At 72.6% G+C, this 21,747-nt stretch carries 18 protein-coding genes; 6 read left to right on the top strand and 12 right to left on the bottom strand.

Annotated features, from left to right (window positions below):
• Positions 1-74 precede the first annotated feature (74 nt).
• Positions 75-1,403: a S41 family peptidase gene (locus WMF33_RS47405; RefSeq protein WP_437334736.1), complete on the bottom strand. Its 1,329-nt coding sequence runs from the start codon at positions 1,401-1,403 to the stop codon at positions 75-77.
• 380 nt (positions 1,404-1,783) lie between these two features.
• On the opposite strand from WMF33_RS47405, the gene WMF33_RS47400 reads away from it, so the two are divergent.
• The 4 genes from WMF33_RS47400 (at position 1,784) to rpsT (ending at position 4,547) form a co-directional block, all read left to right on the top strand.
• Positions 1,784-2,371 (top strand): RNA polymerase sigma factor, encoded by a 588-nt coding sequence (locus WMF33_RS47400; protein ID WP_061624415.1) that lies wholly within the window; start codon positions 1,784-1,786, stop codon positions 2,369-2,371.
• On the top strand, positions 2,368-3,957 hold the full coding sequence (locus WMF33_RS47395; RefSeq protein ID WP_437334735.1) for a hypothetical protein: 1,590 nt from the start codon (positions 2,368-2,370) through the stop codon (positions 3,955-3,957). The genes WMF33_RS47400 and WMF33_RS47395 overlap by 4 nt, the downstream gene beginning before the upstream one ends.
• A gap of 103 nt (positions 3,958-4,060) precedes the next feature.
• Positions 4,061-4,249, top strand: a complete 189-nt coding sequence (locus WMF33_RS47390) for a hypothetical protein (RefSeq protein ID WP_020741788.1) — start codon at positions 4,061-4,063, stop codon at positions 4,247-4,249.
• A 13-nt stretch (positions 4,250-4,262) separates the two neighbouring features.
• A complete protein-coding gene (rpsT, locus tag WMF33_RS47385; RefSeq protein WP_437334734.1) occupies positions 4,263-4,547 on the top strand; it encodes a 30S ribosomal protein S20 in 285 nt (94 codons plus the stop codon).
• A gap of 277 nt (positions 4,548-4,824) precedes the next feature.
• Here rpsT and polA read toward each other — a convergent pair whose 3' ends face one another.
• The 6 genes from polA to WMF33_RS47355 all read right to left on the bottom strand — a co-directional run bounded on the left by polA (position 4,825) and on the right by WMF33_RS47355 (position 14,008).
• The gene (gene polA, locus WMF33_RS47380; protein ID WP_437334733.1) at positions 4,825-7,527 is read right to left on the bottom strand and encodes a DNA polymerase I; all 2,703 of its coding nucleotides are present in this window, start codon (positions 7,525-7,527) and stop codon (positions 4,825-4,827) included.
• A 33-nt stretch (positions 7,528-7,560) separates the two neighbouring features.
• Positions 7,561-8,889: a carboxypeptidase regulatory-like domain-containing protein gene (locus tag WMF33_RS47375; protein WP_437334732.1), complete on the bottom strand. Its 1,329-nt coding sequence runs from the start codon at positions 8,887-8,889 to the stop codon at positions 7,561-7,563.
• 19 nt (positions 8,890-8,908) lie between these two features.
• Positions 8,909-9,112 (bottom strand): hypothetical protein, encoded by a 204-nt coding sequence (locus WMF33_RS47370; RefSeq protein WP_437334731.1) that lies wholly within the window; start codon positions 9,110-9,112, stop codon positions 8,909-8,911.
• 101 nt (positions 9,113-9,213) lie between these two features.
• The gene (locus WMF33_RS47365) at positions 9,214-11,070 is read right to left on the bottom strand and encodes a S8 family peptidase (protein ID WP_437334730.1); all 1,857 of its coding nucleotides are present in this window, start codon (positions 11,068-11,070) and stop codon (positions 9,214-9,216) included.
• A gap of 564 nt (positions 11,071-11,634) precedes the next feature.
• Positions 11,635-13,173, bottom strand: coding sequence for an aminopeptidase P family protein (locus WMF33_RS47360; protein WP_437334729.1), 1,539 nt, complete (start codon positions 13,171-13,173; stop codon positions 11,635-11,637).
• A 94-nt stretch (positions 13,174-13,267) separates the two neighbouring features.
• Positions 13,268-14,008 (bottom strand): SDR family oxidoreductase, encoded by a 741-nt coding sequence (locus WMF33_RS47355; protein WP_437334728.1) that lies wholly within the window; start codon positions 14,006-14,008, stop codon positions 13,268-13,270.
• Positions 14,009-14,153: 145 nt separating this feature from the next.
• On the opposite strand from WMF33_RS47355, the gene WMF33_RS47350 reads away from it, so the two are divergent.
• The gene (locus tag WMF33_RS47350) at positions 14,154-15,014 is read left to right on the top strand and encodes a hypothetical protein (protein ID WP_437334727.1); all 861 of its coding nucleotides are present in this window, start codon (positions 14,154-14,156) and stop codon (positions 15,012-15,014) included.
• 81 nt (positions 15,015-15,095) lie between these two features.
• Here the strand turns inward: WMF33_RS47350 and WMF33_RS47345 are convergent, their stop codons facing one another.
• From WMF33_RS47345 to WMF33_RS47335, 3 genes are all read right to left on the bottom strand, one after another.
• Complete coding sequence (locus WMF33_RS47345; RefSeq protein WP_437334726.1) at positions 15,096-15,641, bottom strand: HdeD family acid-resistance protein; 546 nt, start codon at positions 15,639-15,641, stop codon at positions 15,096-15,098.
• A gap of 272 nt (positions 15,642-15,913) precedes the next feature.
• Complete coding sequence (locus WMF33_RS47340) at positions 15,914-17,260, bottom strand: DUF1552 domain-containing protein (RefSeq protein WP_437334725.1); 1,347 nt, start codon at positions 17,258-17,260, stop codon at positions 15,914-15,916.
• Between the two features lie 46 nt (positions 17,261-17,306).
• Positions 17,307-18,998, bottom strand: coding sequence for a DUF1592 domain-containing protein (locus tag WMF33_RS47335; RefSeq protein WP_437334724.1), 1,692 nt, complete (start codon positions 18,996-18,998; stop codon positions 17,307-17,309).
• A gap of 341 nt (positions 18,999-19,339) precedes the next feature.
• On the opposite strand from WMF33_RS47335, the gene WMF33_RS47330 reads away from it, so the two are divergent.
• Positions 19,340-20,107 (top strand): class I SAM-dependent methyltransferase, encoded by a 768-nt coding sequence (locus WMF33_RS47330; RefSeq protein WP_437334723.1) that lies wholly within the window; start codon positions 19,340-19,342, stop codon positions 20,105-20,107.
• 52 nt (positions 20,108-20,159) lie between these two features.
• On the opposite strand, the gene WMF33_RS47325 is transcribed toward WMF33_RS47330, so the two are convergent.
• Together WMF33_RS47325 and WMF33_RS47320 are read right to left on the bottom strand one after the other, a co-directional pair.
• Positions 20,160-20,858, bottom strand: a complete 699-nt coding sequence (locus WMF33_RS47325) for a class I SAM-dependent methyltransferase (RefSeq protein ID WP_437334722.1) — start codon at positions 20,856-20,858, stop codon at positions 20,160-20,162.
• Positions 20,859-21,050: 192 nt separating this feature from the next.
• Positions 21,051-21,560: a hypothetical protein gene (locus tag WMF33_RS47320; protein WP_437334721.1), complete on the bottom strand. Its 510-nt coding sequence runs from the start codon at positions 21,558-21,560 to the stop codon at positions 21,051-21,053.
• Positions 21,561-21,747: the final 187 nt, after the last annotated feature.

The following is a 21,747-nucleotide window of genomic DNA, read 5'->3' as shown; positions in this document are numbered from 1 at the left end:
CCCGAGGCCGGCGCCGAGGGCCGGCGCGGACAGGAGCGGCCATCGGCGCCGGTCGCTCCGCGCGTGTCCTCGCGCTAGCGCCTCGCCGGGATCGCGCGGAGCAGCTGCTGGTAGCCGACCGCGAGGGTGAAATCGCTCCCGCGGGTCGGATCGGCGGGCACGTCGCCCTCGGGGCCGCGCGCGGCGGCCGCCGCGCGCTTCTCCACGAGCACGGCCTTCGGCGAGCCGTCGCCGATCGATCCCTCGGCGGGGAGGTGTCCCTCGAGGTCCTGCTCCCGGAGGATGGCGGCCGGCAGCGGCTGCTGCGCGCTCTCGATGACGATGTCCGGCCGGATGCCCTGGGCCTGGATCGAGCGCCCCTTCGGCGTGTAGTAGCGCATCGTCGTGAGCCTCACCCCGGCGCCGCCGGGGAGCTCGTAGATGGTCTGCACCGACCCCTTGCCGAAGGTCGTCGCGCCGACGACCGTGGCGCGACCGCTGTCCTGCAGGGCGCCCGCGACGAGCTCGGCGGCGCTGGCGGAGTACTCGTTCACGAGCGCGACCACGGGCAGCGAGGCGAACGCGCCGCCGTCGTGCGCCTTCGCCTCGTCGACGACCTGGTTGCGCTGGCGCGTCGAGTAGATCGTCCCCGACGAGAGGAACTCGTCCGCGAGGGCCTCCGCCTCGTGCACGAGGCCGCCGGGGTTGTTGCGCAGGTCGAGGATCACCCCGGCCAGCGGCGCCTTCGATGCGGCGCGCAGCGTCGCCGCGGCGCGGAGCATCTCCTCGTGGGTGCCGTCCTGGAACTGCTTCACGCGGACGTACGCGACGTCGCGATCGAGGCGCCTCGCGGCGATGCTCGTGACGTGGATCTGCTCCCGCGCGAGGTCGAACGTGAGCGGCTCGGCCGCGCCCTGCCGGCGGATCGTGAGCTTCACCCGCGAGCCGGGGGGCCCGCGCATGATCTTCACCAGCTTGTCGAGGCGCTCGCCGCGCACGGGTCGGCCGTCGATCGCGATGATCTGGTCGCCGGAGCGGATGCCCGCCCGCGCCGCAGGCGAGCCCTCGATCGGCGCGATCACGGTGATCTGGTCGTCCTTCGTGTCGACCTCGATGCCGACGCCGCCGAACGTCCCCCCGGTCTCTTCCTGGAACTGGGCGAACTCGGAGGCGTTCATGTACGCGGAGTGAGGATCGAGCTCCGCGACCATGCCCTTGATGGCGCCGTCGATGATCTTGTTGCGCTGCGCCGGCTCGACGTAGTTGTTCTCGACGAGCACGAGCACGCGCGCGAGCTGCTCGAGCGGCGCGTAGGGGCTCTGCGCCTGTGTGCTCGCGCCCGCGAGGTGGGAAGTCGCCGCCCCCCCTGCGAAGGCCGCAGCGATGAGCCCCAGGGTGCGCATCCAGCTCGAGAAGCGTCGCATCCGCCGACCATAGCAGCGACGCGGGCGAGCGCGGCCAGCGCGCCGGCCGCGCCCCGACCGGCGCCGCGCCGGCCAGGGTGCCGCCGCCGGGCAAGCGCCGGCTGGGGCGCGCCGGCGCGGGCGTGCCGCCGGGCCGGTCGAAGTCGCGCCGCGACGCCCAAGGTCCAGGGCGCATGGTTTGTCCTAGGAGGAGTGTTCGGCTATCTTCGCGCGCCTGAACGTGGAACTTGCCTCCTCATCGCCCTGCTCCGCCTCCGCGAAGCAGGGCTCGCCGCGAGGGGCTTCTCTCGCCGAGACGGTCAGCGGCCGTCGCGAAGAGCTGTCCGCGGCTGCGCTGTCGTCCGTGCGCGGGAGACAATTCGCACCGCGAGGCGGCTAGGATGGCCAAGACCACCGATCGTGAGCTCGTCGATCAAGCCCGGGGCGGAGATGCCCAGGCGTTCGGGGTGCTGGTCCGTCGATATCAGAAGCGCATCTTCCGGCTGGCGTTCCACCTCGTCCGCTCGGGCGCGGAGGCCGAGGACGTGACCCAGGAGACCTTCGTCCGGGCTTACCAGGCGCTCGATCGGTTCGACGGGCGGAGCGAGCCCTTCACCTGGCTCTACCGGATCGCCGTGAACCTCTCGCTCAACATGATCCGGGCGCGCAAGCCGACCAGGAACTCGACCCCCACGGACGATCCGCGGATCGAGGCGCTGCTGCTCGAGACGCGCCCGAGCCACGGCGTCGATCCGGCCGCGACGACCCAGCGGCGCGAGCTCGCGGCCGCGCTCTGCGACGGCATCGATACGCTCTCCGACACGCTGCGGACGACGCTCATCCTCGTGTGCATCGACGGCGTGCCCCACGAGGACGCGTCCAGGATCCTGGGGTGTCCGGAAGGAACAGTCGCCTGGCGCGTCCACGAGGCGCGCCGCAAGCTCCGCGCATACCTCGCGGAGCGTGGTTTCGGAGGGGACGCCGAATGAACGTCACCAGCAAGCTCGACCTCGACCAGATGCTCAACGATTGGCCTGCCCCCACCGTCGACGAGGCGGCGTGGGAGACGCGGGCAGCTCGCATCGTCGAGGTCGCTCTATCCCGGCGATCGGAGGATGCGGCGGCGGTGGCCGACCTCCTCGCAGCCCCGGATCTCGCCGCAGAGCCTGGCGAGGAGCAGGCCGGGGACATTTCGCGAGAAGCACGCACCGCAGGAGAGCGCAGTACCATGGCGGACGGATCGGAAGCAGGCAGGGCCTCGAAGTCTGAAGCGAGCCTGTCGGGCGGCAGCGCCTCGCGGCCCCCGGAGAAGAAACGCCAGTCGCTGAAGGAGATCGCCGAGCGCGCCAGCCAGGCGCCGGGTCGCGCGAGCGGCGCGACAGGGAGCAGCCCGGCGCTCTCGACGCCGGTGCCGTCCGCGCGCGGTCCGCTGTCCACGCCGGTGCCGTCCGGACGCGGCCCGCTGTCCACGCCGCTGCCGGCCTCGGGACGCGGCTCGATGCCGCCCGGGCGCGTGTCGTCGCCGCCGGGGCGGGGGTCGATCTCCGGCGTCATGCGCGCGTCGTCGCCTGCGTTGCGGCCGGCCGAGGGGGTGACCGAGGACTCCGGCGTCATCGATCTCAACCGGCTCAGCGCGTCGGTCCCCCCGGAGCACGTGGAGGCCGCCGAGAAGGCGCCGCTCGGCATGGCCGATACGCTCGAGAGCGAGAGGCAGGACGCGGTCGCGGCGGTGTCCGCGAGGAGGCCGCGCGCCCCGTCCGCGCCCGTCGCCCAGCCTGCTGCGAAGAAGCGGTCCGGCGGGATGATCGCCGGCGCGGCGCTCGCGGCCCTGGGCTTGGCCGCCGCGGTGGCCGTCGTGGTGAAGACGAAGGCGCCGTCGCAGCAGGAGACGGCGACCGCCACCGCGGCAGCGCCGACCACGGACGTGACGCCCGCCGCGCCGCGCGATGAGAAGCCGGCAGCGCCTGCTGCCCCGGTCGCCGCCGCGCCCGCCGCGCCGACGGAGAACGCGGAGCCCGAGCCGCAGCCGGTGGAAACGGCGACGGCGGAGAGGCTGGCCGCGGCGCCCAAGACGGCCGCCGCGCCGGTCGGCGCCGGCGCGGCGGCGCCAGCGGCTGCGCCCGAGGCGCCTGCGCCCACCGCGGCGCCGAAGCCGGAGCAGGGAAAGGTGGCGGCGGCGCCGACGCCGGCGGGCAAGCCGGGGGATCTGCCTTCCGCCATGCAGGCCGCCGTGGGCGACGAGGGGGAGAAGCAGCCGTCGGTGGTGTCGGAGGCGCCGGTGCCGGCCTCGGGCCCGCTGCGGCAGCAGAACGTCCCCGAGCAGCCGTCGCAGGGCTCGGTCCAGGCCGCGCTCGGCTCGGTCATGGGCAACGCGAAGGCGTGCGTCGCGGGCGCGGACGACGTGTCGCGGGCGCAGATCACGTTCTCGTCGACCGGCCAGGTGAGCAAGGTCAGCGTCAGCGGCTGGGCGGCTTCGAACGGCCAGTCGAGCTGCGTGCAGGCGGCGCTCAAGGCCGCGAACGTGGGCCCGTTCTCGAAGCCCTCGTTCTCGGTGAACGCCACGATCCGGCCCTAGCTCTCGGGAATCCAGGGGCCCCGACCCCCGGGCGGACCCGGGCACCGGAGGGCCCCACGTCCCGGTTGACATGAGGGTGCCCGCAGGTAGAATGCGCGCCCCCATGGTTTCCGCGACTCAGCAAACCCAGCGCATCCGTCGGCGCAAGGCGCGCACTTCGGGCACCCGCCGCAAGCGCTTCGAGCGCGCTCACGGCACCCCCAAGTTCCCGATCCATCCGGCGGGTTACGATCAGAACGCGCCGGACGCCCAGCGCGCTGCCACGCCCGCCGAGGCGCAGGCGAAGAAGTAGGAGAGCTTTTCTCATGGCCAATCACGCATCCGCCGACAAGCGCAACCGCCAGCGCATCACCAGGACCGCGCGCAACCGCGCCACCAAGTCGGAGCTCCGCACGGTCGTCAAGAAGGCGCGCACCGGGCTGAAGGGCGTCCCGCAAGAGTCCACCGCGCTGGTCACCGCCGCGGTGAGCGCGCTCGATCGCGCCGCCTCGAAGGGGACGATCCCCGCCAAGCGCGCGTCGCGCGTGAAGAGCCGCCTGGCCCTCGCCCTGCACAAGGCGAGCGTCGCCGCCAAGACCGCCGCGGGCTGAGCAACAACCCCTCCGTACGTACGCCCCGCTCACCGCAAGGTGAAGCGGGCGTCGTCGTTTTGTCCCCCCGCACCACCGTAGGCCCGTTGCCGTTCCGCCGCTGCCGTCGCGGCCGCGGCGAGCGTGGCTCCGCCCCTCTCTCCACCTACGACGCCAGCGGCGGGCACCCGCACAGGAGACGGGTCCAGCTCGGCGTTTTCGGCGCGGAGGCGTACTCCGGTACGCCGAGCACCGAAAACGTCGAGATGGGCCCGTATCCGAAGCGGGTGTCCGCCCCTCAATGAGCGTCGGCCCAGGTGGGGCCGTGGCCGATGTCGACGAGGAGCGGCACGTCGAGCGGGAAGACCGACTCCATGGCCTCCCGCACCTTCGCCTTCGCCTCGTCCACCGCCTCGATCGGCACCTCGAACGCGAGCTCGTCGTGCACCGTGAGCACCATGCGCGCGCCGGGGACCACGGGGCGCGGGATGCGCACCATCGCGAGCTTCAAGAGATCCGCCGCCGTCCCCTGGATGGGGGTGTTCTGGGCGATGCGCTCCGCCTGTGCGCGGCGCATCCGGTCGCTGCTGCGCAGGTCCGGGAGCAGCCTGCGCCGGCCGAGCAGCGTGCGCACCGACTCGGAGCGCTTCGCCTCGGCCATCGTCCGCTCCATGAACTCGTGCACGCCGCGGTAGCGCGCGAAGTAGGCGTCGATGAAGCGCGCCGCCTCCGCGCGCGAGATGTCGAGGCGCTTCGCGAGCGCCGCCTCGCCCATCCCGTAGATCACGCCGAAGTTGATCGTCTTGCTCCGGCGCCGCATCTCGTCGGTGACCCCCGCCTCGTCCACGCCGAAGATCTCCATGGCCGTGCGCACGTGCACGTCCTGCCCGGTGCGGAACGCGTCGACGAGCACCGGATCCTTCGACAGGTGCGCGAGGACGCGCAGCTCGATCTGGGAGTAGTCGGCGCTCACGATCACGCTCCCGGGCGGCGCGACGAACGCGCGCCGGATCATCCGGCCGAGCTCCGTGCGGATCGGGATGTTCTGCAGGTTCGGATCCTGCGACGAGAGCCGCCCCGTCGCGGCCACGGCCTGGCTCCAGCGCGTGTGGATCCGGCCCGTGGTCGGGTGCACGAGGCGCGGCAGCGCGTCCACGTACGTGCCCTTGAGCTTGGCGATGACGCGGTGCTCGAGCACCACGCCGGGGAACGGGTGGTCCTCCGCCAGCGTCTCCAGCACGTCGGCGTCCGTCGAGCGGCCGGTCTTCGTCTTGCGCTGGGAGCGCAGCTTGAGCTCGTCGAACAGGACGGTCTCGAGCTGCTTCGGCGACGCCAGGTTGATGTCGTGCCCCACCATCTCGCGCGCCTTCTGCTCCAGCGCCGCGAGCTCGGTCGTCATCTGCGCGCCGAGCTGCGCGAGCGCGTGCGGGTCGACGAGGACGCCCGTGAGCTCCATCTCCGCGAGCACCGCGGAGAGGGGCAGCTCGATCTGCACGAGCAGGTCCTCGAGCCGCTCGGCGCGGAGCCGCGGGCGCAGCCGGTCGGTGAGCGAGAGCGCGACGTCGGCGAACGCCGCCCCGTAGGTCGTGGCCTCGCCGAGCTCGATCTCGTCGAGGCCGCGCTGCGCCTGTCCGCGGCGCTTCGGGGCCACCTCGTCGAGGGTCTGCACCTTGGCGCCGAGCTCGCGCTCGGCGAGCTCGTGGAGCTGGTTCTTCCCCTCGGGATCGAGCAGGTAGCTCGCCAGCATCGTGTCGAACGCGACGCCGACGAGCCCGATGCGGTGCCGCAGGAGGACCACCTCGCAGAACTTCACGTCGTGGCCGACTTTCGGAAGCTCGGGGTCGGCGAGCAGCGGGCCGAGCACCGCGTCGACGTCGCCCATCGAGAGCTGGGCCGGCGCGCCGAGGTAGCGGTGGCCCAGGGGGACGTAGACGGCTTGCCCCGGCTCGCAGGCGAGCGCGACGCCGCAGACGTGGGCGCTCATCGGCTCGCGGCTCGTCGCGTGCACGTCGATGGCGAGGCGCCCGGCCGCGCGCGCCGACTTGGCGAACGCCTCGAGCTCCTCGCGCGTCGCGACGACCCGGTAGGTCGACGCGCGCGCCGTGGGCTCGGGCGCGCGGACGGCCTTCAGGAAGCGCGAGAACCCGAGCTCGGTGAAGAGCTCCCGGAGCCTCCCGGTGTCCGCGCCGCCGTAGCGCAGCGTCTCCAGGTCGAGCGAGACCGGGGCGCTGCCGTCGAGCGTCACGAGCTTCTGCGACAGGAGCGCGTCGGCCTCGTGCTGCTTGAGCGACTCGCGGATGCGAGGCTTCTTCACCTCGTCGAGGCGGGCGTAGATCGCCGAGAGCGAGCCGAACTGCGCGAGCAGCTCGGCGGCCGTCTTCAGGCCCACGCCGGGGACGCCGGGGACGTTGTCCGAGCTGTCGCCGACGAGGGCGAGCAGGTCGCGCACCTGCTCCGGAGGCACGCCGAACTTCGCGACGACCTCGGGGTGCCCGTAGACCTTGTCGCGCATCGCGTCCCAGAGCATCACCCGGTCGCCGTCGACGAGCTGCATGAGATCCTTGTCGCTCGACGCGATGACCACGCGCAGCCCCCGCTCCTTGGCCCGCTCGACGGCGACGGCCACGAGGTCGTCCGCCTCGAGCCCCTCCTGGATGAAGATCGGGATGCGGTACGCCTCGACGATCTCCCGGCACCGGCTCATCTGCACCCCGAGGTCGGGCGGCGGCGGCGGCCGGTGGGCCTTGTAGCGCGGGTCGAGATCGTCGCGGAACGTCTTGCCCGGAGAGTCCATCGCCACGCCGAGGTACGCGGGCTTCCGCTCGTCCACGAGCTTCGCGAGCATCGCGACGGTGCCGTACGTCGCGTGCGTCGGCTCGCCGCTCGGGCTCGAGAGCGGGCTGATCGCGTGGTAGGCGCGGAAGACGTAGCCCGAGAGGTCGATCAGGTAGAGGACGTCCGGAGCTCCGGCCGGGGGAAGCGCGGTAGGGCGCGTGGACATGGACCGACCCTTAGCACCTCGGGGCCCCGACGTTCACCGAACCACGATGTCGCGCCGCATTGTCACGTCGATGACCTGCCCGTCCCGCTCGACGCCGACAGAGACGCGCGTCCCCACCGGGCCGCGGAGGCGCTGGATGCAGTCGGCGAGCGGGAGCTCCTTCGCGTTCTCGCCGTCGATGCGGACGATGACGTCGCCTTGCTGGAGCCCGGCGGACGCGGCGGGCCCGCCCTCGATGAGGCCCGCGATCGTGACGCCGCTCGACGAGACCGACAGCATCGCGCCGATGCCCGTGAGCTCCTCGCGCGATCCGCCGTCGTCCAGCATGCGGAGCTCGATGTCGGCGCGCGCCGAGCCCGCGCCGCGCGCGTCGAGGCCGGAGACGATCTTGGACATGTAGTCCTCGTGGCGCACGCGCACCGAGAACGGGCCGCGCGCCGGCACCCCCTCGAGCGCGTATTCGCCGTTCGCGTCGGTGAGCACGAGCGAGATCGCGTTGGCGCCGGACGAGGTCACGGAGTCGAGCTCGACCTGGGCCTCGACGACCGGCGCCCGCGAGGCGGCGTCGATGACCCTGCCCTTCAGCGTCGCCCCCTGCGACAGCACGATCCTCACGCCCTCGGTGGTGCGGCCCGCCTCGACGTCGACCCCCGAGCTCCGCGTCGGCGGGCGGCCGGCCGCGCTCACCGTCAGCACGTAGCGGCCCGGCGCGAGCGCGTTCCATCGAAACGCGCCGCCCGGATCGGTCACCTGGCGCGCGCGGCCGTCGACGCTCCCGCGCACCGCGTCCCCAGCCGGCACGAACGACTCGATCGCCAGGAGGTATGCCTCGACGGGCCTGCCCGACTGATCCACGACCTCGCCCGCGATCGCGCCTGCCGCGACCAGGTGGAGGACGTTGTCGCGGCCCGCGGCGAGGCGCGTGGGCTCGGCGTCCCCGAGCGGGGGCTGCGCCGCGGTCGCGGTGCACCCGTCGGCCTCGGGCGGCAGCTCGAAGCGGCCCTCCGTGTCGGCGCTCGCGGTCATGCCCGGCTCGTCGCGGCAGCGGACCACGGCCCCGGCGCTCGGGCGGCCCTCCGGATCGAGGACGACGCCGCGGACCGGCTCAGCGCGCGCGACCGTCGTCTCGCGCGGCGGTGGCGGAGCCGGCGGCGCCTCGACCTCGACCTCGCGCGGCGCCGCGCGCTCCGGCTGCGGCGGCGGGAGCAGCGCCGAGGCGGGCTCGCGCCGCGCTGGCATCACGGGCGCGGGGCGCGGCACGAGCAGCCAGAAGAGGAGCGGCGCGACCAGCAGCGCCACGGACAGCAGGGCCGCGGAGAGCCAGGCCCTTCGCTGCGCGCCCGCCATCCGGCTGTCCGCCATGCCGTCCTCCGCCGTCGATTCAGCGGCCGGCGTCGGCCTGACCGGCCGAGCCCTCGGCCGCGCCTTCGGGGATCGCGTTCGCGTCGATCGGCTCCGGCGCCGCCTCGTCGGCGGGGCCGAGCGCGGGGCGCTCCGGCTCCGCGGGCCACGGCGTCTCGCTGGAAGAGCCGCCGCACGCCCCGATGAGCAGCGCGAAAGGTAGGAGCAAGGTGCCGGACCGCATGGCCGGCATCCTAGCTCGTTTTGACGGGGAGGTCATAACGACCGGCTCCTGCGCGCGGCCGTGGGCGAGCGGGGCGCGCCGGCTCAGCGCGGCGCGCCGCCTCAGCGCGTGGAGAGGTTCGTCCGCGCGATCCAGAGGCAGGCGGCGGCGTTGACCGCGCACCAGACGATGAGGGCCATCCGGCCGAGGGGGCCGGCGACCTCGCCGAGCGCGACGACCGAGGTGAGGTAGGCCGCCGTGCCGACGGAGAGGCCCGCGATCGCCGGCCGGAGCTTCTTCACGCCGAAGAAGAGCGAGGTGAGGCCGAGCGGGATGAGCGCGTTGGCGAGCGGCAGCCAGCGGTGGACCGAGGCGCCGATCAGCAGGTCGAGGTCGGCGATCGGCCGGGCCAGCACGTCGACGGCGAGGTCCACGCGCGGCAGGAGCCACGGGGCGAAGAAGAACAGCCCCGGCCCCGCCGCGAGCGCCGGGAGGAGGAAGCTCGCCTGCCAGGGGCTCGTGGCGTTCGCCTCCTTCTTGCGGGCGCGGCGGCCAACCCACGTCGCGAGCACGAGCAGCGCGAGCAGCCGCACGGCGATGTGGCTCTGCGTGACGCGCACGACCGAGCTCGCGGCGTCGAGGATGCCGGCCCCGTAGAGGAGCTTGCCGCCGTCGGAGTCGTCGACCACGCGCGCGCCCGCGCGGAGCGCGTCCTCGACCGCGCGCGGGTCCGACACGCCGAGGCTCACGAGCAGCGCCGCCGCGCCGGCCACGTGGGGCGCGGCCATCGAGGTGCCGCTGTACACGGGGTAGCCCTCGCACTTGTCGCGCCCGCGGTTGCAGATGGTCTGCTGGGTGACGTTCACCCCGGGCGCCGCGACGTCGACGCCCTGGCCGCGCGAGGAGAACCGCGCGACCTTGTCGTTCGCGTCGGTGGCGCTCACGCCGATGACGCCGTCCGAGGCGCCGGGGAATTGCACGCGCCCGCCGGTGTTGCCGGCCGCCGCGACGACCACCGCGCCGCGCGAGATCGCGTAGTCGATCGCGCTCTGGAGGACCTTGGAGTTGCGGGGCCCGCCGAGGCTCAGGTTGATGACGTGGGCGCCGTGCTCGGCCGCCCAGCGGATGCCGTCGGCCACGTCGGCGGTCGTGCCCCATCCGCTCTCGTTCAGCACCTTGACCGGCATGAGCCGCGCGTGGAACGCGAGCCCCACGGCGCCGATGCCGTTGTTGGTCGACTGCGCGATCGTGCCCGCCACGTGCGTGCCGTGGCCCTGGTCGTCGTTCGCGTGGCTCGTCTTGGTGACGAAGTTCCATCCCTCGACGCACTCGGTCGACGCGAGGTCGGTCCCCTTGGTGAAGGGCCCGTGGTCCTCGCAGGCGATGCCGGTGTCGACCACGGCGACGGTGACCCCGCGGCCGGTGGCGAAGTCCCATGCGCGCTCGGCGCCCACGCGCGCCATGTGCCACTGGTCCTTCAGCAGCGGGTCGTTCGCGGCGAACGAGGCGCGCACCCACGCGAGCGGCTCGGCGGCCTCCACGCGCGGGTCCTGCGCGAGCCGCTGGAGCGTCTCGTTGACCGAGCCCTCCACGGTGGCGATCTGGATCCGGGTCTCGGAGGCGAGCGCGGTCGGGATGGCGGTCAGCGAGAAGTCGCGCACGAGCGCCGCGAGCGAGCTTTCGTCGAGGTCGTCGCGCGCGTCGACGACGATCTGCCCGGGGATGTCGTAGCTGGTCTCGTCGAGCTCGGAGGCCAGCCCGTGCAGCGGCTCGCCCGCGGTCGCGACCGGCTCGTTCAGGACATCGAGGCCGCTGGAGCGATGGACGTCGCCGGGCAGCGCGGGGCTGACGTATCCGGGGAGGCGAGGCTCGAGCATCCCGGGGGAGCGCGCCGCGAGCGCGACCCCGGCGCCGCGGTTGTCCGTTCCGTCGGCCCTGGCCGCGCCGGACACCGCGACCAGCGCCGCTGCCGCGAGCAACGACGTCGCGACCGCGCGTCCGGTTGGGTGAGTTGCGGTCCCTGACCCACGCTGAAGGCGAGACTTGTGCATAGGGGTCTCCTCATCGGCAGGGTAGCGCCGCCGTCCCCGAGCAGCCATCGCTCTGGCGTCGACGTACTGCGCGCGACGCATCACCGTGCCGCGCCCGCGCGCCCGCTGCGCCCATGACCGCGGCATCAGCAGCGCAGCGGTGCCCCCGCGACCACGGACATCCTGGAACCGCCCCCACATTCCCCCCTGACGAGCTCGGCAATCTCCCCCTCTCCCGCCCCCGCTGCTCCCCTGGAAAGAGCCGCCGGCGGAGGGGGGAGGGGCGCGGGCGGGCGGCGGGGGTGGGCCCCACAAACCCGAGCGCCGGCCCGCATCGAAGCGAGTCGCCCCCAGTCCTCCCTCACCCGTCCGAGTGGCAATAGCCCCCCACAAGGCGCGAGTTTGTGGGGGGACCCCCGCCGCCCGCCCGCGCCCCTCCCCCCTCCGCCGGCGGCTCCCCCGCGCGTGGAATGCCGCCCGGTCCGCGCCGCTCAGGGCGACCCGCCGCTCACGTCACTTCGGCGCCGCCCAGAGTCCGGCCATCCACGCTTCCACGTCGCTCACGGCCCGCGGGATATCGATCGACAGGTTCCGACTCCCCGTCTCCGTGACGAGGACGTCGTCCTCGATGCGCACGCCGATGCCGCGGTAGCGCGCCGGCACGGTCTCGTCGTCGAGCTGGAAGTACAGGCCGGGCTCCACCGTGAGCACCATCCCCGGCTTGAGCTTGCCGTACTTGTAGACCTGCTGCCGCGCCTGCGCGCAATCGTGCACGTCGAGGCCCAGCATGTGGCTCACGTTGTGGAGCGAGTATCGGCGGTAGAACTGCTTGTCTTCCTTGAGCGCCTCCTCGGCCGAGACGCTCAGGATGCCGAGCCGCGCGAGCCCCCGCGCGAGCACCCGCATCGCCGCCCGGTTCGGCTCCATGAAATCGTTGCCCGGCTTCACCTCGTGGATCGCCGCCTCCTGCGCCTCCAGCACGAGCTCGTAGATCTCGCGCTGCTCCTTGGAGAACTTCCCGTTGATCGGCAGCGTCCTGGTGATGTCGGCGGTGTAGAGCGCGTTGCCCTCGACGCCGGCGTCGAGCAGCACGAGCTTGCCCGGCTCGAGCGCGCCGTCGTTCCTCGTCCAGTGCAGGATGCAGGCGTGGTGGCCCGCCGCGGCGATGGTCCCGTAACCGACGTCGTTGCCCTCCACCCGGGCGCGCAGGTTGAAGACGCCCTCGAGCTCTCGCTCGCTCCGGCCCTTGGGGAGCGCGCGGATGACGTCCTCGAAGCCCCGCTTCGTCGACGCGACCACCGCCTCGAGCTCCTCGATCTCGAGCGCGTCCTTGAGGAGGCGCATCTCCGAGAGCGCCTCGCCGAGCTGCTTGTCGCGATCGTGCTTGGCGAGGAGCTTGTCGACGCGATCGGACATGCCGCGGAGCACGCGGTGCGGGCGCGTCACCGTGCCGACGAGGCCGCTCAGGTACGCGTCCAGCTCGGGGAGCCCGCGGCACTCGTCGACGCCGAAGCGCGCGCGGCTCTGCTCGACGCCGAGCCGGGGGCCGACCCAGAGCTCCCCCTTCGCGCGATCGGTGAAGAACGTCTTGTCGCTGCGCCCGGGGTTCGGCTCGACGAAGAGGATGTCCCGGTGCCCGCCGCCCTCCTGCGGCTGCAGGACGAGCACGCAGTCCGGCTCGAGGTTGCCCGTCAGGTAAAAGAAGTCCGAGCCGGGGCGAAAGCGGAAGTGCGTGTCGTTGGAGCGCACCTTCTCGTGCCCCGTGGGGATGATGAGCGTCTCCGCCGGGAACAGCTTCGACAGGGCGCGGCGGCGGGCGGCGAACACGTCCGCGTGCGCGATCGGCTCGGGGAGCTCGCGGGACGCCGGCGCCCAGCGATCCAGCATGAACGCGATCAGGGCCTCCGGCAGCGTCGAGTCGTGGCTCGCCGGCTTGGCCTCGGCGCCGGCGGCCGCAGCGGCGGGCGCCTCGGCGGGGCCGCTGCCGGTGGGCGCGCTGTGGGCAGGATCCGCCTGGACGGGGGCGGCGCTGGTCTCGGGCGTGGTGCTCATGGGGCTCAAACTATGGGTCGATCGGGCAGGGTCGTTCAAGCCAAAGCGCTCGCCCGACCCCGCGCGCGGATCGCCCCGCAGGGGAGGCAGCGCGTCACGCGACCGAAGCGCCGCCGTCGATCGCGAGGATCTGGCCGGTGATGAAGTCGTTTTCCGCAAGGAACACCACGGCGCGCGCGATGTCCTCGGCCTCGCCGAGCCGCCGGAGCGGGATGCGCTCGCGGAGGCGAGCGAGCGTGGCCTCGTCATACGAGGACGGCGGAAGGACCGTCCCAGGCGCGATGCCGTTGACGCGCACGTCCGGCGAGAGCCCCACCGCGAGGCCGCGGACGAGGTGGGCGAGCGCGGCCTTCGAGACCGAATAGGGGATGTAGTTCTTCCACGGGCGCTCGGCGCTCACGCAGACGATCGCGACGACGCTGCCGCGGCTTTCGCGGAGCGCGGAGGCGAGCTCTAGCGTGAGCAGGTACGGCGCGGTGGCGTTGAGCGCCAGCGCGCGATCCCAGGCGTCGGCGGAGAGCTCGGCCGGCGGGACCCGCTCGAAGTTCGCCGCGTTGTGGACCAGGAGGTCGAGCCGGCCAGACGACCAGTCGAGCGCCGCTCGGGCGAGCGCGGCGACCGCCGCGCGATCGTGGAGGTCGGCCTGGAGCGCGACGGCGCGCCGGCCGAGCGAGCGCGCCTCGTCGACGACGGCGTCCGCGCCGGCGCCGCTCGTGGCGTAGTGGACGGCCACGTCGGCGCCCGCGGCGGCGAGGGCGCGGGCGGTCGCGGCGCCGAGGCGGGTGCCGCCGCCGGTCACGAGGGCGACACGGCCGGTCAAGGGAACATGGGGCATGAGGGGTTCTGTAGCCGATGTGGGGCCGCGCGCGTCGAGATCGCCGGCGACGCGTCGCCCGGCCGGCGCTCGGCGGCGCTCGGCCGCGCGCCGCCGTTTTTTTCGCCGGCGCCGCGCGCCATGGCACGCTGGCGCGGCTTTGCCGATGCCTCCGACACGCCGAGCCGCCGCAAAGGAACGCTCCAAGGAGCCGCCGCACCGCCTGTGCGCCCTCGCCGCCGCGCTGCTCTGCGCGGCCGGATGCACGGAGAAGCTCGAGTCCGTCGAGCTGCCGGGCATCGACCTGCCGGGCCTCGATTGGCCAAAGACGAGCGCGCCCGCGGCGCCGCCGAGCGCGGCGCCGCGGGCCCAGGGCGCGGCGAGCGCGGCCGGCGCGGCGAGCGCGGCGGCGCGGCCCCCGGGGGCGCCGCGCGCCGCCGCGGCGGCGAGCCAGCCCGAGTGCGACGAGCTGCCGTCGGAGGAGGAGGAGCGGCGCGCGCAGCTGCCGCCCCTGACGGCGCTCGGGAAGGCGGTGCCCACGGAGCCGTGGACCCCGCCGCCGTACGAGGTGCTGCCGGGCGTGACGCTCCCCGCGCCGATCGCCGCCAAGCTCGAGCGGATCGACCGGGGCTACGCGCGCCGCACGCGCGAGCACCTCGTGATCACGAGCGGGACACGCGACGCGAACCGACAGGCCAGGGCCATGTTCACGAAGCTCAGGCTCGGCGAGGATCTCCTCAAGCTCTACCGGAACAAGGCGGCGGTCCAGGAGATCACGAAGGCGTACCGGGCGAGCTCGGGCAAGGCGCCGGAGCAGGCGGTCGCCGCCATGGAGGCCGTCATCCAGGACCAGATTGACCGGGGGGTCTACGTCTCCGCGCACCTGCGCCGAGGCGCCGTGGACGTGCGCAACAGGACCATGTCGCCGAAGGAGAAGCGCGCGTTCCTCGAGAGCGCCTCCGAGGTCGGGGGCGTCCTGGTCATCGAAGAGACGACGCCCGCGCACTACCACCTGCAGATCGACTGACGGGCAGGCCGCCGCTCCAGGTCGCCGGCTCCGGCCTCCCCGTGGCGCGTCCACGGACGCGCCGCGGTCGGGCAGGGCGCGTCAGTTGGCACGCACCGGCGCGGCCGGGCCCGCCGCACGGCGCAGGTGCAGCGAGAGCGCCAGGAGCATGGCCCCCACCGCGATCGCGAACGACCCGATGAGCCAGCTGATCGCCAGCACGCCCGCCGCCGGCAGCGCCACCATGAGGACGCCGAAGATCACCGAGGTGACGCCGCTCAGCCCGAGCCAAAGCTCGTTGGCGATCACGTGCCGGAGCCGCACCGCGCCGATGATCCGGAAGATGCCGGTCACGATGGCCCACGCCGCGATCAGGCCGTAGAGCGAGAGCGCGGTGATGATGGGCCGCCAGAACGTCAGCAGGGCGATACCGATGTCGAAGAGGCCCTCGACCACGGTGATCCCCCCGCCCCGGCCGCCGATCGCGGACGCGAGCGCGGCGCAGCCGTCGAGCAGCGCCCACACGCCGAACAGCAGGACGAGCGTGGCCAGCGACGGGAGCGGCCACAGGAAGAACAGGATCCCGATGAGGATCCCGACGACGCCCCTCACGGCGATCACCCACCAATACCGCCCCAGCAGCTCCATGCTTCCCCCCTCCTCTGGCGCCCACGGCGCTCGCTCTCAGCAGACGCGCGCCGCCTGGTCACGCCGCGCGCTGCCGCTCCCGCGCGGTGCGCTGTACCGCTCTTGCCCGCACGGATTCACGCTGCCCGGACCGAATGCACGTCCCCTGCCCGCCGGCAGCGGACGAGCTGCTCAACGGAGCGCTTCGGCGCCCAGGCGGTCGAGGCCGTCCGCGCGGCGGCCGACCTCGACGCGCCGAGCCAGCTCCGCCGTCGCCCGCGACGCCGGGAGGTTTACAGGCCGGCGATCGGCCCGCCCGCAGGGTCGCCGTACTTCGACAGCTCGACGCCGAAGTAGTTGATGATCGAGCAATGGAGCGCGCCGGTGGGCGCGTTGTTCGCGTGCACGGCGCGGCCCGTCTCGAAGCCGCCCACGTGCCCGGCGAGCATGATGGGCATGTTCTTCCGACCGTGGGAGTCGCCGTCGCCGTTCTCGGACGTGTAGAGCACGAGCGACTCGTCGAGCAGGTTGCCCGTCGCGGTGGTCGCGGCCTTCATGGCGTTGAGCAGGTACGCGAAGCGGCGCACCTTGAACCGCGAGGTCTGCACGACGCGGGCGTTGGCGATGCGCATCGCCTCCGCCTGCGGCAGGCTGTCGAGGTCGGTCGCGCGATCGCGGTCGCCGAGCTTGTGCGAGATGAAGTGGTCGCTCCAGGTCCCCACGCCGTCGGGCAGGTCGTAGCCGGAGAAGTCGAGACCCCAGCTGTTCGAGTACTGCAAGACGAGCACCCGCGTCAGATCGCAGGTGAGCGCGAGCAGCCCGAGATCGATCATCTGCTTGAACTTGCCGTGCAGGTCGAGGCCCCGCGCGGGCTTGCCGGGGACGGTGCAGCTCGACTGGGTCGTGGACTGGATCTGCCTCTCCAGCTCGAACACCGACTCGAGGTGCTGCTCCACGCGCGCCCGGTCCGCCGCGCCGAGGCGCTGGTTCAGCCGCCTCGCGTCCTCCCTCACCCAGTCGAGGACGCTGGCGCGGCGCCGCCGGATGTTGTCCATCTCCTCGTTCGGGCTGCCCAGGTTGCTGAAGAGCGTGTCGAACAGGGTGGCCGGCTCGCGGAACGCGTCCTCGACCTGACCGCCGTCCCGGAACGAGATGAAGCCCTGCGTGACCGCCGTGTCGCCCGTCGGAGACAGGTTGAGGCTGCGGTACGGGGTCTCGGCCGCGATGTGATCGGCCAGGTACTGGTCGAGCGTCGCCTTCTTCGGGACCGCCTGCCCGCCGCCGTCGGTGTGGGCGCAGAGCGCCATCGCCGGGCTGTGGATGTCGGAGCAGATCACCTGGTGATCGACGCCGGACACCATCGTGACATCGCGCCAGATCGCATCCCCCGCCGGCCACTCGCGCTCGGCGTCGAAGCCCTTCATGTCCACGAGGCACGGCGTCAGGCCCTCGGCCGAGAGCGGACCGGCCGTGCGCGGGTGCCACGCGCCGGGATCGGTGCCGTTGGGGACGAAGAAGGCCACGAAGCGCTTCGGGTCCGCCGGCGCGGCGCTGGCGCGCTGCGGCCGCATCGCGTCGAGGAACGGGAGGGCGACCGCGACGCCGGCGCCGCGGAGCAGAGCTCTTCTCGAGATCTTCACTGGCGACACTCCTCTTCCATCATCGGTCGGACGGTTTGCGAGCACATCACTCTGGCGCCCTCCGCAGCCGGAACGCCGGAGACCGCACGATGGCGGTCAGGAAGGAACGGAACCGGTTGCCGTCCTGCGCGAAGCTCTCCGCGGCGGCGTCGAGGGCGCAGCGATCCTCGACCGCGGGCTCGCGCCCCTGGGTGTACGTGAACAGCTTCTCCGCGACGCAGGCGGCGAGATCGGGGCTGCGCCGGAGCTCCGCCGCCAGGGCGGCGAGCGAGTCGAACGACTCGTTGGCTGCGCCCTGGAAGCGCGGCTCCAGCCCGAACTCGTCGATACCGATGCTCCCGTCGTACCGCCCCTCCTTGTCGTACTGGGCGAAGCCGACGCCGATAGGATCGATGAGCGCGTGGCAGCCGGCGCACCCCGCCTGGGTGTTGCGCTTCTCGAGGACCTCGAGGTAGCTCAGGCCGGACAGCTCGCTCTCCAGCTCCTCGAGCAGCCCGGCGGGGATGGTGATCTTCTGGCAGAGGAAGGCCGCCCGGAGCCACTGGCCGCGCACGGCGATGAGGTCGCCGTCGTTCTTGGCGCTGATCAGGCTGGCGTGCGTGAGCAGCCCGGTGTTCGCCCGGTGGTGCCCGGCCGGGAGCTCCACGCGCGTCACGCCGTCGCCCGTCGCCTCGAGGCCGTAGAACTTCGCGAGCGCCGGGGTGACGTACGTGTGGTTCGCGGTGAGCGCGTCGAAGAAGTCGACGCCTGGGGTGAAGGCGTGCTCGTCGAGGACGAGCTCGCTCTCGGTGATCATGTCCGCGAGCAGGGCGGGCGTCGCCGCGTCCGGGTTGGCCGGCGGGCGGAGCTGCTCGAAGGTGAGCCACTGCTTGAAGAAGGCGTTGAAGAAGAGCGGCGTCCGCTCGTCCTCGACCATCTCCTCGGCGACCGCGAGGAGCCCATCGGGCGTGTCGAGCTCGCCGGCCTCCGCGCGCGACAGCAGCGCTGCGCTCGGCGACCGGCCCCAGAGCGTGAACGACAGCCGCGAGGCGAGCTCCAGCGACGACAGGGGCGACGTCTCGGCGCCGTTCGCGCCGACCTCGATCCGGAACAGGAAGCTGGGCGAGGTGAGCAGCGCCTCGATGACGAAGCGAAACGCGTCCGCCCTGTCCTGCGCGACCTCGGTCGCTCGCCCGACCAGGTCGCTGACCTCCTCGGCCGACAGCGGCCTTCGATACGCCAGCTTGCCGAAGCGCTGCACGAAGCGCTCGAGGCAATCGGCGGCCTCCGGCTCGCAGCCGAGCACCGAAGCCCGGCGCGCCTCGTCCGCCATGAGCTCCTGCCCGAGCGACTCCGCCGTCGCCAGATAGGCGCGGAGATGCTGATCCGAGACGTTCTGGAGGGCGGCGATCGTCCGGAATCCGCCCTGGCCGGTATCTTCCGGTATGGTGTCCACGACGGGCGGCTCGGCGAGCTGGAACAGATCCTGGAGCGTCAGCTGGTACTCGAGCCGGGACAGGCGGCGCAGGACGCTCGGGCTCGTTCGAGCGACGCTGCAGTCTTGCGCCGTCGGCTGCCCGGTGATGGGATCGATGGGGTCGCTGATGTCGCCACCAGGGCTGCCGTCGCTGTTGCCGAGCTGCCCGGTACAGGCAACCCCCGTCAGGCAGAAGAGCGCCACGGCGGACATGCCCGCCGCGAGGGAACGCCGGAGGAACGGTACCGATCGATCGGTGTCGGGCGGCATTGTCTTGCTCATGGAGTGACCAGCCATTCCGGTGGAGCGCACCTGGCGCACGCCGAGACATTTCGGCGATGCGCGGCGTCGTGGTCTGAGGCGCACTTTTGAAGCAAGGCGGTACGTGCGCGCCCCGGCGTCTGCTCGGGGCAGGGATCATATTCCCATAGCATGCTCCTCTGATCGCCGCATGCCGCGGATCGCTGTCTGCCGCGCGCCTGACTCGGCGCTAGCCGAAGTTACAGGAGGCCAAATCTGGTATATTGCAGGCTCACTGCCGAGCGCCGGCGCGACGGCGGCCCGGCTGCGACAGGCGAGCTTGGCGACGGCGAGGCCGGGCGCGAGGCCCGAGGAGACACGGCATGACACGCACCGACTACGAACAGATCGCGGGGGTCTTCGATCGGCGTTATCAGGGGGGCAGGTACGCCGGGGCCGAGCAGGTGGTGCTCGACGTGCTCGGGCCTTCACGAGGGCGGCGCGCGCTCGAGGTGGGGTGCGGGACGGGGCACTGGCTGGAGCTCTTGCACAAGAACGGGTTCGAGGTGGCCGGGCTCGACGCGTCGCCCGGCATGCTCGAGCAAGCGCGCGCTCGCCTGCCGTCGGCGACGCTGGTCCACGGCTCGGCGGAGCAGCTCCCCTTTCCCGACGCCGGGTTCGATTGCGTGCTCTGCATCAACGCGCTGCACCACTTCGGTGAGCCGCGCGGGTTCATGGCCGAGGCGCACCGGGTGCTCGGCCCCGGAGGGATCCTCATCAACATCGGCCTCGATCCGCACCAGGGGATCGACCGCTGGTTCGTTTACGACTACTTCGACTCGACCCGGGAGCTCGACCTGAAGCGGTACGCATCGGTGGACACCGTGCGGCGCTGGCTCGACGAGAGCGGGTTCCGCGTCGACGGGACGAGGCTCGCCGCGCACATCGAGCGGCAGGTCCCCGCTTCGGAGGCCCTCGCGAAGGGCATCGATCCGCGCGACACGAGCCAGCTCGCCTTGCTGACGCCGGAGGCCTTCGCGGCGGGGGTCGACCGGATCCGGCAGGAAGAGGCGAGGGCGCGGCAGCGCGGCGGCGAGCTCGCGCTGGTCGTCGACCTGCGCATGTGGGCCACCGTCGCCCGGAAGCCCTGAGCCGAGCGGGCGCGCCCGCGCTGCCGTCGAGCCGGGCCCTCCCGGGCATCGATCATCGCGCGAGGACGAGCAGCGAATACCCGCCCAGCACGCGGGCGGTGAAGTCTTGATCCAGCGCGAACAAGAGCCGCCTCGGATACCTCAGTAGCTTCGCCTTGAAGGACTTGCTCGAGAGCTCCACGGATCCGGCGGTGTAGAAACAGTCGACGATCTCGTAGCCGGCCTCCTGCAAGCTCGCCAGCGCCGTCTGCTTCACGAAATAGTGGATGTGCCCCACGTTCCTGCGCACGTCGAGGATGGGCTTCATCCGCAGGACCGCCTGGACCGAGAGGTCCAGGGGCACGTGCAGGATCTTGTACTCTGCCTTGCCCTTCAGCTTCCGCAGGAAGGTGTAGTAGTCCTCCACGTGCTCGATGACGTCGATGATCATCAGGACGTCGCACTGGAAATCCTTCTCCAGGAGGTCTTCCTGATGAAACGTCAGCCGATCTTTCTCTCTCGCCTTCGCCAGCTGGAACGCCTGGGGAGAGATGTCGTAGCCGTGGAACTCCACCGACGCCGGCAGCTGCTGATGCAGCTGATTCAGGACCTCTCCGGCGCCGCACCCCACCTCGTACACGACCTTCGGCTGGATGTGGTTCTTCTCCAGGATCCGGATGATCTGCTTGGCTTTCCACGGGGAGTCCTCCGCGTGCCAAGTCTTGTTGTTCTCCAGGTACCCGCCCTCGGTGTAAAGTCCCGCGCTCGTCATGCGACCTCCCCTCTGGCACTCACGTCGTGCCGTATGATGCGCCGGCAGCGGGGGCATCCATCGTGGATGAGCTCCCGCACGGCGCGCGGATCCGCGCGCCGAATGGGCCGCCGGCCGGCCCGTCACCGCGTTGCTTCGCGGCGGAGGGCCGCCGTCTCGCCGCGCGCGAAGACCCGCTGAACGAACGGCCGCTCAGCAGCCCTCGCGGCGCCATCCCCGGTCCTGCCGGCGAGCTGCACGCGCCCCGGCCCCCTCGTTCCGCCATTCGGCGAGCGAGCTGCTCGCCGCCGGAGTCGCCCGCCTCGACCCCGGACCCGGGCGCGCGCCGCCCTTGATGCGGGCCTCGGTCACGACCTCGTCCCACTGCGCGTCGTAGCCCTCGAAGTGGACCCGGTAGGAGCCAGGGGCGACGACGCCGGTGATGATCGCCGGCTTGTACGCCCCCTTCCACTCGACCTCGACGCGATCGCCGACCTTCCTCGCGCTGGCGCCGCCCGAGGCGCGCTGCTCCTCGTCGCGGAGGCGCCGGGCGCTCCCCTCGTGCAAGCACTGCTCCCGGTGGCACGCGAGCCCGGAAGCGCAGTCGTCGTCGGCGCGGCACGGCGACCCGAGCGGCGCCTTCTTCCCGCAGGCAGCGAGCGCCACAGGCAAGGTGGCCAGGATCACGAGCGCTCTCAGGGCGGCGATGGCTCGAACGCGCACGACGCGGGATCCCAGCAGAGCGGCCGCTGCCCGACAACAGGAATCGCGAGGCCGGCGGCCTCGCATCGCCTCCGCTTCTTCACCGCCTCCCCTTCGTTCCCCTCCCCCTTCGTTCCCCTCCCCTTCGCCCTCCCCGCGGCGCCCCGGACACGCGATGTCCCCGCGCCCCCAGCGAACCGCGCCCTGC

Source organism: Sorangium sp. So ce394 (genome assembly GCF_051474665.1).
Classification (GTDB): domain Bacteria; phylum Myxococcota_A; class Polyangia; order Polyangiales; family Polyangiaceae; genus Sorangium; species Sorangium cellulosum_D.
The sequence above is the reverse complement of the archived record's forward strand: the minus strand, read 5'-3'. Positions and strand labels throughout refer to the sequence as shown.

Bases quoted from the DNA above. Each gene is read 5' to 3' on its own strand.
- polA (WP_437334733.1), bottom strand. From the start codon at position 7,527: ATGTCCACGCGCCCTACCGCGCTTCCCCCGGCCGGAGCTCCGGACGTC.
- rpsT (WP_437334734.1), top strand. From the start codon at position 4,263: ATGGCCAATCACGCATCCGCCGACAAGCGCAACCGCCAGCGCATCACC.
- WMF33_RS47400 (WP_061624415.1), top strand. From the start codon at position 1,784: ATGGCCAAGACCACCGATCGTGAGCTCGTCGATCAAGCCCGGGGCGGA.
- WMF33_RS47350 (WP_437334727.1), top strand. From the start codon at position 14,154: ATGCCTCCGACACGCCGAGCCGCCGCAAAGGAACGCTCCAAGGAGCCG.
- WMF33_RS47345 (WP_437334726.1), bottom strand. From the start codon at position 15,641: ATGGAGCTGCTGGGGCGGTATTGGTGGGTGATCGCCGTGAGGGGCGTC.
- WMF33_RS47330 (WP_437334723.1), top strand. From the start codon at position 19,340: ATGACACGCACCGACTACGAACAGATCGCGGGGGTCTTCGATCGGCGT.
- WMF33_RS47395 (WP_437334735.1), top strand. From the start codon at position 2,368: ATGAACGTCACCAGCAAGCTCGACCTCGACCAGATGCTCAACGATTGG.
- WMF33_RS47370 (WP_437334731.1), bottom strand. From the start codon at position 9,112: ATGCGGTCCGGCACCTTGCTCCTACCTTTCGCGCTGCTCATCGGGGCG.
- WMF33_RS47405 (WP_437334736.1), bottom strand. From the start codon at position 1,403: ATGCGACGCTTCTCGAGCTGGATGCGCACCCTGGGGCTCATCGCTGCG.
- WMF33_RS47325 (WP_437334722.1), bottom strand. From the start codon at position 20,858: ATGACGAGCGCGGGACTTTACACCGAGGGCGGGTACCTGGAGAACAAC.
- WMF33_RS47335 (WP_437334724.1), bottom strand. From the start codon at position 18,998: ATGAGCAAGACAATGCCGCCCGACACCGATCGATCGGTACCGTTCCTC.
- WMF33_RS47360 (WP_437334729.1), bottom strand. From the start codon at position 13,173: ATGAGCACCACGCCCGAGACCAGCGCCGCCCCCGTCCAGGCGGATCCT.
- WMF33_RS47390 (WP_020741788.1), top strand. From the start codon at position 4,061: ATGGTTTCCGCGACTCAGCAAACCCAGCGCATCCGTCGGCGCAAGGCG.
- WMF33_RS47355 (WP_437334728.1), bottom strand. From the start codon at position 14,008: ATGCCCCATGTTCCCTTGACCGGCCGTGTCGCCCTCGTGACCGGCGGC.
- WMF33_RS47375 (WP_437334732.1), bottom strand. From the start codon at position 8,889: ATGGCGGACAGCCGGATGGCGGGCGCGCAGCGAAGGGCCTGGCTCTCC.